This window comes from Kitasatospora sp. NPDC001175, assembly GCF_053598215.1.
Genome location: NZ_JBSFJU010000072.1, coordinates 21,954 through 33,119, shown reverse-complemented (window position 1 = coordinate 33,119; position 11,166 = coordinate 21,954). Strand labels below are relative to the sequence as shown.

Annotated in this window: 11 protein-coding genes and 4 pseudogenes; 9 read left to right on the top strand and 6 right to left on the bottom strand. The window is 68.9% G+C overall.

The features are described from left to right. Positions 1-555: 555 nt before the first annotated feature. Entirely contained in the window at positions 556-726 is a 171-nt protein-coding gene (locus ACWDAK_RS34040) for a transposase (protein WP_344641673.1), read from the bottom strand. 32 nt (positions 727-758) lie between these two features. Between ACWDAK_RS34040 and ACWDAK_RS34035 the strand changes: the two are divergent. Then, positions 759-923 (top strand): annotated as a pseudogene (locus tag ACWDAK_RS34035) (DnaB-like helicase C-terminal domain-containing protein); the annotation flags it as partial. A 144-nt stretch (positions 924-1,067) separates the two neighbouring features. Here ACWDAK_RS34035 and ACWDAK_RS34030 read toward each other — a convergent pair. Together ACWDAK_RS34030 and ACWDAK_RS34025 are read right to left on the bottom strand one after the other, a co-directional pair. After that, the gene (locus ACWDAK_RS34030) at positions 1,068-1,763 is read right to left on the bottom strand and encodes an IS630 family transposase (RefSeq protein WP_344641412.1); all 696 of its coding nucleotides are present in this window, start codon (positions 1,761-1,763) and stop codon (positions 1,068-1,070) included. Then, positions 1,733-2,272, bottom strand: a pseudogene (locus ACWDAK_RS34025) (helix-turn-helix domain-containing protein); the annotation flags it as partial. The gene ACWDAK_RS34030 and the pseudogene ACWDAK_RS34025, both read right to left, overlap by 31 nt. Between ACWDAK_RS34025 and ACWDAK_RS34020 the strand changes: the two are divergent. From ACWDAK_RS34020 to ACWDAK_RS34010, 3 genes are all read left to right on the top strand, one after another. Then, complete coding sequence (locus tag ACWDAK_RS34020) at positions 2,192-2,521, top strand: hypothetical protein (RefSeq protein ID WP_427395693.1); 330 nt, start codon at positions 2,192-2,194, stop codon at positions 2,519-2,521. The pseudogene ACWDAK_RS34025 and the gene ACWDAK_RS34020 overlap by 81 nt on opposite strands. A 69-nt stretch (positions 2,522-2,590) precedes the next feature. Further along, the gene (locus ACWDAK_RS34015; RefSeq protein WP_427395694.1) at positions 2,591-3,349 is read left to right on the top strand and encodes a hypothetical protein; all 759 of its coding nucleotides are present in this window, start codon (positions 2,591-2,593) and stop codon (positions 3,347-3,349) included. Positions 3,350-3,629: 280 nt separating this feature from the next. Next, on the top strand, positions 3,630-4,175 hold the full coding sequence (locus ACWDAK_RS34010; protein WP_344641409.1) for a restriction endonuclease: 546 nt from the start codon (positions 3,630-3,632) through the stop codon (positions 4,173-4,175). A 152-nt stretch (positions 4,176-4,327) separates the two neighbouring features. Here ACWDAK_RS34010 and ACWDAK_RS34005 read toward each other — a convergent pair whose 3' ends face one another. After that, complete coding sequence (locus tag ACWDAK_RS34005; RefSeq protein WP_344641408.1) at positions 4,328-4,528, bottom strand: hypothetical protein; 201 nt, start codon at positions 4,526-4,528, stop codon at positions 4,328-4,330. Positions 4,529-4,730: 202 nt separating this feature from the next. Between ACWDAK_RS34005 and ACWDAK_RS34000 the strand changes: the two are divergent. Next, positions 4,731-4,820, top strand: a pseudogene (locus ACWDAK_RS34000) (IS5/IS1182 family transposase); the annotation flags it as partial. Positions 4,821-5,188: 368 nt separating this feature from the next. Then, a complete protein-coding gene (locus ACWDAK_RS33995) occupies positions 5,189-5,950 on the top strand; it encodes a DUF1062 domain-containing protein (protein ID WP_427395695.1) in 762 nt (253 codons plus the stop codon). Here ACWDAK_RS33995 and ACWDAK_RS33990 read toward each other — a convergent pair. Further along, positions 5,899-6,081, bottom strand: a pseudogene (locus ACWDAK_RS33990) (IS5/IS1182 family transposase); the annotation flags it as partial. The gene ACWDAK_RS33995 and the pseudogene ACWDAK_RS33990 overlap by 52 nt on opposite strands. Positions 6,082-6,732: 651 nt before the next feature. On the opposite strand from ACWDAK_RS33990, the gene ACWDAK_RS33985 reads away from it, so the two are divergent. From ACWDAK_RS33985 to ACWDAK_RS33975, 3 genes are all read left to right on the top strand, one after another. Further along, positions 6,733-7,296: a hypothetical protein gene (locus tag ACWDAK_RS33985; RefSeq protein WP_344641406.1), complete on the top strand. Its 564-nt coding sequence runs from the start codon at positions 6,733-6,735 to the stop codon at positions 7,294-7,296. A 130-nt stretch (positions 7,297-7,426) separates the two neighbouring features. After that, the gene (murJ, locus tag ACWDAK_RS33980) at positions 7,427-9,673 is read left to right on the top strand and encodes a murein biosynthesis integral membrane protein MurJ (protein WP_427395696.1); all 2,247 of its coding nucleotides are present in this window, start codon (positions 7,427-7,429) and stop codon (positions 9,671-9,673) included. Between the two features lie 333 nt (positions 9,674-10,006). Next, positions 10,007-10,222 (top strand): hypothetical protein, encoded by a 216-nt coding sequence (locus ACWDAK_RS33975; protein WP_427395697.1) that lies wholly within the window; start codon positions 10,007-10,009, stop codon positions 10,220-10,222. Positions 10,223-10,301: 79 nt separating this feature from the next. On the opposite strand, the gene ACWDAK_RS33970 is transcribed toward ACWDAK_RS33975, so the two are convergent. Beyond that, on the bottom strand, positions 10,302-10,898 hold the full coding sequence (locus ACWDAK_RS33970) for an HDIG domain-containing metalloprotein (RefSeq protein ID WP_427395698.1): 597 nt from the start codon (positions 10,896-10,898) through the stop codon (positions 10,302-10,304). Positions 10,899-11,166 lie beyond the last annotated feature (268 nt).

Here is an 11,166-nt window from a genome sequence, read left to right as displayed (position 1 = left end):
GACCCTGGGGTGGAGGACACCCGCCGAAGTCTTCAACGAGCAGCTACTGTTGATCCAACAGGACGGTGTTGTTGCAACGACGGGTTGAACCTGGGGAATACAGCAGCGAGGCCTACAACGACCTGTGCGATCGGCTCGGCGTCGTCCAGTCCATGGGGCGTGTCGGGTCGGCGCTGGACATCTGAAGATCGCGACCTGGATCACGGACTTCTACAACACCCGCCGTCGGCACAGCGTGGCCAACGACTCACCGCCCATGGAGTTCGAACGGATCATCAACAAGGCACGACCGAGGCCCATCAGGGGGCCAAGGCCGCACAGCGGAAGACTCCACGATTACAGGGGATTGACAGCTGCGGCGTCCGTGGTGTCCGTGCCGGTGCTGTTCACCGCCTGTGCCGGGCGGGGTCGCTAATGGTGGACGGCGGCCTCACCGTGCGCGGGACCGGGTGTACGGCCCTCGGGCGGCGGACCGGTCGGTTCCGGGGCCGGTTATGGTGGGGGTGGGGCGCCGCAGGCGGGTCAGGGTGGTCACGGCAAGTGTGACGAGGGCGGTCAGGCAGAGCCAGGCGAAGGTGTCGCCGATCCCGGCTGCACCCCTAGGTCCTGCGCGACCTCCGCGGCCGACTTCCCGGTCTCCGCCACGATCCGTACCGCCCCCGCGCGGAACTCCGCGTCGTACGAGCGCCTCTCCCCGCCATGACCCTCAACTTCCCCTCTGGTCACAACTCCACGCTACGAGGGGAATGTCATCCGGGATCATCCTGCTCCACCGACCCGACTACTACGAGAAGGAATCCCCCCGAGCCGGCGAAGCCGACGCCATCGTCGCCAAGAACCGCATGGGCAGCACCTTCACCGCCACCCTGGCGTTCCAGGGCCACTACTCCCGCTTCGTCGACATGACTCGCGACATGACCTGATCGTTGAACAGGTCCGAGAAAAGCCCTGAGTGCCCCTCAGGGCGCCTGAAGATCCCGCCCGCACCCGCAGGGCGGGCGGGACCGTGATTGCCCTGTGGACGACGATCTAGTGCTGCTCCGCGGAAGTTCGTGGAGGGGTGTTGATCAGGCGGCCTTGAGTGGGGTGCCCTCATAGGTCCACCGGTAGGGCTTGGCGGTCTCGTTGTGCCCGATCACGTAGGCATCCAGTTTCTCGATCAGGTCGTCGCGGCTGGAGAAGTCGCCGTGTCGCACGACCCTGCGCGTCAGGGCGGAGAAGAACAACTCGACCTGGTTGAGCCACGAGGCGTGCGGCGGGGTCCATCGGACGTGCCAGCGCGGGTGGGCCGCCAGCCACGCCTTGGTGTGTTTGGCAGTGTGGGAGGAACCGTTGTCGAGCACGACGTGGATCTCCCTGCCCGGCGCGATCGCCCGGTCGAGTTGGTCTAGGAACGCGGTGAAGGTCACCGCGTCGTTTCGGGCGATCACCTCGGTGAGAACCTCACCGGTGCGAACGTCGAGAGCGGTCACGAGGGAAACCGTGCCGTGGCGCCGGTACTCGAACTCCTGCCTAACCGGCTCGCCGGGACGCGCGGGACGCCCGGGATGACGGCGCGAGCGGGCGGCGATCGCGGTCTTCTCGTCGATCGAGAGCACCACCGCCCCCTCGGGCGGATCCAGGTAGAGAGCGCACACCTCGGCGGCCCGCTGCCAGAAGTCGGGGTGTCCCGCCGGGTCAGCCAGCCACGGACCTTGTGCGGCTTCAGGTCCAGACCGGCCAGGATCCGGCCAACCTGGGAGGCGGAGACCGGCGCGAAGCACGTGCCGGCCACCCGCTGGGCGATGGCCCGGTGCGACCAGGTCGACTCCGGATGGGGCGGCGCGCTCGTGGCGGTGGCCACGATCGCCACCCGAACCTCGGGCCCGTAGGCCCGCGGCCGGCCCGAGCGTTCGGCGTCCCGCAGGCCGCCCGGGCCCAGGGCGGCGAACCGCCCCCGCCACTTGCGCACCGTGTTCACGCTGGTCCAACTCCCGGGCGATCGCGCCGTTAGCAAGCCCGTCCGCCGCCGCGAGCACGATCCGGGCCCGCAGCACCGCCCGCACCTCAGACTTCGCCGAAGCCACCGTCCGCACCAGCCGTTCGCGGGCCTTTGCCTCCAGCACCACCGCAACCGCCGTCCCCGCCCGTCGCCCACCACGCACGGCCAACGATCATGGCGGGTCGCCGCCGTACCCGGCAGGATGGGCCTGTGCCGAAGAACCCGCCGGAATCGATGCAGCACCACCTGCGCCAGCGCCTGAACCGCCACGCCCGTGAACGCTGGCCACATGTGGACGCCATCGCGGTCCGCTTCCGCGCCGGATTCGCCTACGTCGCCGCCGAGTTGCCCGGCGGGCAAAGCCTGCCGCTGTGCCGCCTACGCTTCACTGGCGTGCTGCACACCTGGGGCTTTGCCCTTTACCTGGCCAGCAGCGACAGCTACCGCGACAACTTCCTGCCCAGCGGACTGCCAGCCGGCTCCCCAGAAGAAGCCCTCGACTGCGCGGGCGGCCTCTACCTCAGTGGACTGGCCATCTGATCAACACCCCTCCACGAACTTCCGCGGAGCAGCACTAGACCTTCAGGGCCTGGAGCTTGAGGAGAGCATATGAGCGGCAACATCCCGTGGCCCCGTTTCTGGCAGGGCTACGAGGAGCGAACGCCCCGGACCGTCCTTGGCGATCTCGTAGAGGAAGTCCGCTATTACGCGGGCGGTCAGACCCGGGACCCGGACGACGCGATCTCGCTGGCCATCACCGGAGCCGAGGCGACCCGGGCTGCGGTGGACGCCCTCGACCACGAGTGGGCCCTCTACGCCCCGGAACAGGCAGCCGTCCTCGCCGCCGCGCTGTTCGCCCAGGTCGACGCCGCCGGCGTCGCCCTCCAGCGCCTGCGCTCGGTCCTCGCGCAGATCGAGGGCCGACGCGACTGTGCGCCCGCGGACCGCGCCCACGACCTCATCAAGGCCGCCGCCGACGACATGCTGTCCGTGGCGCCCTCCCACACCGCCGACGCGGTCGGCGAACTGGCGGCGCTGCCGTCCAACCTCACCCTGCCCTCCAGCTCGCACGACACCATCGCCGCAGTCGCCGACATCCTGGGTGCGAAGCTCAACCAGCGCCACGGGCCCAGCGAGCAGGGCGACGACGAGAACGGCTGCGGCTGCAGCTGCAGCATCGACCTGGACAGGGACGGGGAACCGTGGGTGTTCGCCCGAGGCGACTCCCGCTGGTACCTGCTGGCACTCAACGACGGCGAACCCCAGCCCGACGGCACCGTCCACTACGCAAACAGCGTCGACCTCGACCTCTCCGCCCCCCTCGCCCACCCCGGACACCTCGCCGCCGAACTGCGCGCCCTTCTGTAGGACGAACCCGCCCTTGCTTCAACAGGTCCCGGTGCAGAACCTTTGGGGGCGAACGTGGTTCGGCCGCCGACCATCGTGATCCGGTCAACTCGGAGCGGCGGGTGGTGGAGTTCGCCCGGTTCACCGGCGACTGGTTGCGGGCGCTTCTACGATCGCGGGCACACCGTGGTTCGAGGGGGACACCGTGGCGCGCAGGCCAGCACGACGACGCCGAACCGCTGCCCGCCGGGCCCGGCAGGCCCGCGACAACGCCGTAGTGCTCTTCGGGAGCGCCGTCGCCGTGCTCGTCCTGGTGGTGGTTGTGCTGACCTGGCTGGCCCACCACCTGCTCGTCGTCCTCGGCCTCCTGGCCGCCGCCCTGATCGCGGTTGTGACCGTCGTCTATCGCCGGGTGGCCGCCGACCGGCGCGCGTTCGAAGCGCGCGCAGCGCAGCTGCGACACATTGGACCGTTCCTGGCCATGTCTCCGAAGGCGTTCGAGCAGGCGCTGGCGGACCTGTGCCGCAGAGACGGATGCACGAAGGTGGCGGTGGTCGGCGGGGCTGGCGACCTGGCGGCGGATGTGCTGGCCACCACTCCCGCCGGGCAGCGGATTCTGATCCAGGCCAAGCGCTATGGGCCGCGGACCTTCGTCGGCTCCCAGGACGTGCAGAAGGTCAACGGCACCTATCGCGACGTCCACCGCTGCGATCTGGCGGCGGTGGTGACGACCAGCTCGTTCACCAAGGCCGCCACGGCGTTCTGCCAGCAGGTCGGCATCCGCGCCGTCGACCAGCGGGCACTCGCCCTGTGGGCGGAAGGAATGGGCAAGCCGCCCTGGAGCTGACCCCGTTGTCGCCGACGGCCCTGCCGATCGCTTCGCGCGTATAGACCACCGTCTTTGGCCTACGGCCGTCCAGGAAGCGCTCAGCGACCCGGGATCTGGACATGGTCCTAGCTATCACGCAGCCGGATGGTCGCCGGCGCCTGAGCGGGGTGTCAGCGGATGGCCTTGAGGATGGCGCTGACGAACTGGACGATCGCGTGGCCCCAGGGGGTGGCTGCGATGAGGACGCCGAAGGTGACGCTGCTGAACACGGTGAAGGCCTCGTCGACGCGGCTTCGGGAGTGGGTGGGGCGCCGGAGCCGGACGAGGATGATGATCGCGAGAAACGCCGCCGCACTGATCGTGTACTGCAATGCTACCGTCCTGACTACCTGGCTGACTGTGTGTGAGGACCCCGGTTGCGCGTGGCCCGGTGTCGCCTGGGTGAGCATGTCAGAAGGGCCGTCGCCGTAGGGCGGGTTCGGGGAATTCGACCGGGTCCGAACGGTGTCTGGCGGCTGGGGGTGCCGCCCGCCGGACGGCGGGGGTGTTCGAGCGGGGTGGTGGGTGTGGGTCGCCGAAGCGGACGCGGCCGGCGACATCGACTGGAACATCGCCGTCGACTCCACCATCGTCCGCGCCCACCAGCATGCGGCCGGAGCCCGTGCCGATCCGCCACCAGCCCTTGCACCAAAGGGGGCTGGGCGGGGAAAACACCAGGACGAGACACCGTGGCAGGGCCTCGTCGCCCGCCTGGTGGAGGTGGTGCGGGAAGTGGGCGGGGCTGCGCGCGACCGCTGGCCGAGGGCACGGGGAAATTCGGTTGCCGCGGGCCGCCGTCTCGATCATGATCTCCCGCATGGACTTTTGATGACCGCCACGTAGTACGTACCTGTCGCGCGATCGACCTCGGAGCCTGACGACCCGGCCCCGGGGCGATGGGTCGCGCCCCTCGTGAGCATCCGTCAGAGAGCGGGAGCCGCCGAGTGAGTTCGGCATGCCCTCCCGCTGAGTCCTGAAAGCACCCAACACACATGAATACCAACCGCAAGGCCCTGTGGGCCGTGCGTCAGTCCGCCCTGCCCACCGTCGTCCGGTCCTGCCCGGACTGCCCCGGCATGCGGCACCGCGCCTCGGGGAAGATCCGCGTCAACGCGAACGGCAAGCTGCTCGACGTCTGGCTGCTGCTGAGCTGCGCGACGTGCGACCGGACCTCGAAGGTGCCCGTCCACGAGCGCGTCCACGTCTCGACGCTGGAGCCGGCCCGGCTGGTGGCGTACGAGATCAACGATCCGGCAGCGGTACGGGAGTTGGTGATGAGCGTGTCGCTCGCAGCGAAGAACCGGTACCGGCTCGACTGGACCGGGACGTGGGAGCTGGAGACCCGCATGCCGCTGTACGCGCTCGACGACCCGAACCCGCTCTCGGTGCAGGTGCGCTTCGAGCTGCCCGCGCCGGTCCGGGTGGAGCGGCTGCTCCAGCTCGGTCTCGGCCTGAGCCGGGCCGAAGTGCGCCGTCTGGTCGCGGACGGGCGGATCCACCTGCCGTTCGCGCCGGACGCCAAGGCGCACCAGGACTTCGAACTCACCATCCACGGACCCGGTTCCGTCGATGCGGCCAAGCACGCGAAGTCCCTCGATGCGCCCGACGCCGAACGCACCGACCTGGCTCGGATCGGGCTGCCGCCCGCACCCGGCCGGGAGCTCCCACGCCGGGCCACGGCGGCTAGGACTTGTCCGGTCGATCATGTGCGGAGCCAGATGACGAGGGCGGCTGCGGTGACGGTTCCGAGGTAGACGTATCCGCGTTTGTCGTATCGGGTTGCGACTGCTCTGGCGTGCTTGAGCTTGTTGATGGCCCGTTCGACGGTGTTCCGGTTCTTGTACCGCTCCAGGTCGAATGCCGGTGGCCGCCCTCCGCGCGATCCCACGTGATGGACGACGAGAGCGACCCGGCCCGAGAGGAAGGGTCCGCCCGCCTGTACGGAGTCGTCCTTGAGATCTGGCAGGGCGGCAGTTGAGAGGCCAGCGCCAGCCGCACCCGGCGCCGGGTTACCGGGTGCGGCCCCACGGAGGCGGCCGGGGCGGCTACCGTCGACAGCACAGGGCCTGGCCCGGCGCAGTACTGGTGAACCTGGGTATCAAACCTTGCTGAATGGGTCCTGGCGATCTCCGGGGCTGTTGGTGAGCTCGCCTATTCAACTGTCACCATTTCCGTGTGGGGTCCAGTCTGTTGTGACCGTGTGTGGTCAGCGAGGGCTGCCGACCTGCCATCGGGCTGGTGCGGGCGCGCCGAGGGCTTCGGCCAAGGCCGGAAGCCACTCGTGGGTGGGAGCGGGCTCGTCGTCGACGATTTTGATCGGTCCGCCCGGCCAGTCGAGTGCGACCAGCGCGGCGCCTGCCGCGTCGGTGACGTGGACGAAGGAGCTCGCATGTTCAGGTGTCGCGTATTCGCCGCCGTGTTCAGATGGGGCTCGCGCTGAGTGGTCTGCGCGAGCTCGGCGGCACCCGGCAGTCTGCTGGTCGGCGATTGGCATGATGGGCGGCGGCAAGTCTCAGGTGTCTCTAGAGGAGCAACTATGGCGTTCAAGACCGGAGTCGCCGAACGGGACGATTGGTCCTATTCGCCGACTGTCGGCGTCGGACCGCTCCGGTTCGGTATGACTGTCGACGAAGTGGTCGAGGCGGCTGAGATACTCGGCCAGACGAAGGTCAGCGATTGTGCACGGGACCACGCGATCTTCTCGCCGACTTGGAAGGTCGAGGTCCACCGTCGCGGGGTGGCTCCTTCTCCGCCTGCCGTCACGGCCTATGTGAGCCAAGTTGTGGGGCTGTTCTGCATCGCTGCCGACGCCGTGCACGGTCCCCAGGTCGCGTACGACGGACTCCCGCTGGTCGGGAGAGACCTGTCGGAGCTGGAGAGCGACGCAATCGCGCATGCCGAGGCAATGGACGTGCACTTTCGCTACACGCCCGAGGGCTACGCAGGACCGGATGATCCCGGGGTCGTCATGCGTGGGCAACTGGTCGGGCAGGTTCTCCGATCGCGTCCGTTGTTCATGGTGACGCGCGACGGCGCGAATACTGAGTGGGACTCGATGCCCTCCGAGGAGTACCACGTCATCGGCCAGTCCACGGCCTGACGTGGTGTGACTCATGACGAGGGGTGGAGGAGATACGCCCGAATACGCCAGCTCACCAGTCGAGGCCGCGTTCGGGGCACCCGTTAACCCCGCAGCAGCACCTGAGCAGACAACCAAGCTACGGAGTCCGATGACCACGCACACGGCAGGCGAGCCGTACGGTTCGTACGGTCCACCCGAGTCGTACGGGGCGGCACAGCCGCAACCGGCGACGCTGACGTATGGACAACCGGACCCGCACGGCCCGCCCTTCCAGCCGTACGGCTACGAGCAGCCGGACCACGGATACCCGCCGCAGCAGGCCTACCCGCAGCACCAAGCGGCGTCGGAGCAGTACTCGGGGCCGTACCAGGGCCCCAACGCCTACCAGCAGCAGTGGCCGCAGCAGGAGCAACAGCTCCAGCAGTACCAGCCATACCCGGGGCCGCAGCACGCACAGGAGTTCCACGTCTCCGAGCCCTACCAGCTACCCCTTGACTACGGACTGCCGCACACCTTCAATGACCCGCCAACTATGACGCTGCGCGGCATCGGCGCCCAGGACCCGTACCTCCAGGCGCCCCCGGCCGCCCCCGGCCTGCCGCAGCAGCGGGATGGCGCCGAGCCGGCCGCCAAATCGGAGCAGTCCGAGGAGGCGGTGGCCGGGCGGAACGGGCTGCTCATGGCGGTCGGCACGCTGGCCTCGCGCGGGCTTGGCTTCGTGCGCACCGCGATGCTGGTCGCCGCGCTCGGCCCCGGCATACTCGGCAGCGCTTTCAACGTGGCCAACACGCTGCCCAACATCGTGTTCACCATGCTGATCGGTGGCGCACTCCAGTCGATCTTCGTGCCTGAGCTGGTCAAGGCGGCCAAGAACGACCCGGACGGCGGTGTCGCCTACACCGACCGTCTGCTGACCCTGTGCACGGCCGCGCTGGGCATACTCACCGTCATCTCGGTACTCATCGCTCCCTGGCTGGTGAACATCTACGCCTCCGACTGGACCGGGTCGGACCGCGACCTGACCGTCACGCTGGCCCGGTTCTGCCTGCCCGAGATCTTCTTCTACGGGCTCTTCACGCTGCTCGGCCAGGTACTCAACGCGCGTGGCAAGTTCGGCGCCATGATGTGGACACCAGTGCTCAACAACGTGGTGGCGTGCGCGGTCTTCGGCCTCTACATCGCGATCGGCGGCCAGGCCGCGGAGACCAGCAAGGTCACCGCCGGGCAGACCTGGCTGCTGGGGCTTGGAACGACGCTCGGCGTGGTGGTCCAGGCGCTGGGACTGCTTCCCTCACTGAGGGCCGTCAAGTTCCGTTGGACACCACGGTTCGACTGGCGCGGCGCCGGACTCGGCGCACCGATCCGCGCCGCCACCTGGGCGTTGCTGCTGGTGATCGTCACCCAGGTGGCGTTCACCGAGATCACCGCATTGACCACCGCCGTGGACCAGATGGGCACGAAGCTCAAGATGGTTGGCATCGGCAACGCCTCGTACACCTACGCCAGCACGCTCTTCCTGGTGCCGCAGGGCGTGATCACCATCTCGATGGTGACCGCGATCATGCCACAGATGTCCCGAGCCGCCGCCTCGGGCAACCTGGAGAAGATCGGCACCGGCCTGGCCCGGGTGCTTCGCAACTCGGCCGCCATGATCATCACGGCCACGGTGCTCTTCATCGCCTTCTCCGACCAGATCACCCACCTCGCCTACGGCTACGGCCACCAGACCAAGCTGGGCCTGGCGGTAATCTCGGGGGCGCTGCTCGCCTTCGCCATCGGCATCCCGTTCTTCTGCGCGCAGTACGCGCTGGCCCGCGGCTTCTACGCGATGGGCGACGCACGCAGCCCGTTCTGGCTGACCGTGGTCTCCTCGGGCGCCAACGTGCTGCTCTCCTACCTGGCCTACGTGAGCCTCAGCCCGCGCTGGGTCATCGTCGGCATGGCCGGCGCACAGAGCGTCGCCTGCATCATCAACATGGTGATCACAGGCTTCGCCCTGGGCAAGCGGCTGCGCTCGCTGCCCGCCGCCCCGGAGGACCCGGAGCGACGTGTCGAGGTGCTGCGGGCAGCGCTGCGGCATCCGCTGCGGAGCGGACTTGACGGGCGCCGGGTCTTCGGGCTGCACCTGGGTCTGGTGCTGGCCTGCCTGCCAGGTGCGCTGGTGGGCCACTTCCTGGCCAACGCGGTCAGCGGAGCGATCAGCGGGAACGTGGTGGTCTCGACGCTTGGCAACGGGATCGGGCTGGGTCTCGGCTCGGTGGCGGTGCTGGCCTCGCTCTTCCTGCTGGCGCGCCCGTTCGGCGCCGCCGACTCGGTGGCACCGCTGGTTCGAAAGCTGCGACTGCCGTTCCCCACGGAGCCCGAGCCGAGCGGGGGGCGCCGGCGACGCCGGTAAGCCGACCGATGAGCACCGATTCCTGTGCGAGTGGCGCTCACGCCGGTCGGTTATCAGCGGCTTGCCCGCAAGCAGCTGCCCGGGAAGCTGTTCGGGCAGCGCGCGCCGCTAGAAGGAGACCCACGGTGCCCCACGGCCACGACACGTTACGCCTGCGTACTGTCAGTTCACTGCTGGGCATCCCGCATGACAAGATTCCGCGAAGCGCAACGGGCTTTCCGGATCTCGACCACGCGGCACCTCCCCAGCAGCTCTTCCAGGCCGCCCTACTCACCTGCCTGCTGACCAGTCGCGAGCACCCCCCATCCGTGGGAGCACCCGACGAAGCCAGCGATGGCGAGCATCGCCAGCTACCTGAGTTGGATCCGTTTCCACGAGAACCTCCTCGAGGTCCGCACCAACACCGCCTGCCGAGTGGCCTCCCGCCTCCTGCCCCTGCTGCATCGGGGCTCCCGGATCTCGGGCGTCCCCGGGCTGAGGCTGCTCGACTTCGGGGTCCGGCGGGCCGCCCAACGCGACACCAACCACCGAAGGCCCCTCAGCGTCTGACATCACGACGGCTCAGCATCCAATAACCCCAAGGCACTTACACGCGATCGCTGACACGCCCCGGGACGACCCGCAGCCCTCAGGCCTGCGAGTGGCCGTACCGTTCCCGCACGGACGTCAGGTCGGGTTCTCCGAACCGGGCGCGCAGCAGGGCGAAGGCCTCAACCTTGGCCGCGCCGAATCGTGTCACGTACCCGGCGTAGGAGTCGGCGGTGAGGAAGGTCGGCGGCGTGGTCTTGCTGTGGAACTTGTCCGCGTACATCACGAGTTGCTCTTCGGCGGTCTCAGCGAGGTAGTCGGCCTCGGGTATGACCAGTCCCTGTTCGCGGATGTCGTGCCGGGTGAGGCCGACGCCGGTGTGGCAACTGCAGAACCGGCGCAGGCGTTGCGGGTATCCCTCTTCGCGCAGGATCTCGTGGCCGAGCACCCCGTGGCGGATGTAGCTGCGGTGGTCGAGTCGGCCGGCGTGGTCGTAGAGCCGGTAGACCCCGATATCGTGGAGCAGCGCCCCGACCCGTACCAGTTCGGCGTCGAGTGGGAGGGCGGCGCGGGCCAGCAGCTGCTCGGCGATGTCGCAGACGATCTCGCAGTGGGTGAGCACCAGGTCCAGTGCCTCGTGCGTCGGTGCGTGCCTTTCGTGCAGCGCGCGTACTTCTTCGAGGGTCGGAAGGATCATCGCCGCAGCCTAACAACCGCACCTCTGGCCCGGACCTCCCCGCCCAACCGGGCAGGCACCGCCTGACCACCATCGCCTCGGCTGGGAACGGGTCGTTCCGTTCCCGGCCACCAGCCCAGGAGGCCTGTGCCTGACGAGTCCTCCGGCCCGAGCCGACCGCGACCCTGACCCGTATTGCCCGGGCCGCCGGCGTCGGCCGGGCTGCAGCGGCGGACTGGCGCCGTCTGGTTCGGTCTGGTGGGGTCTGAAAAATCCCGTACTGGTGTCG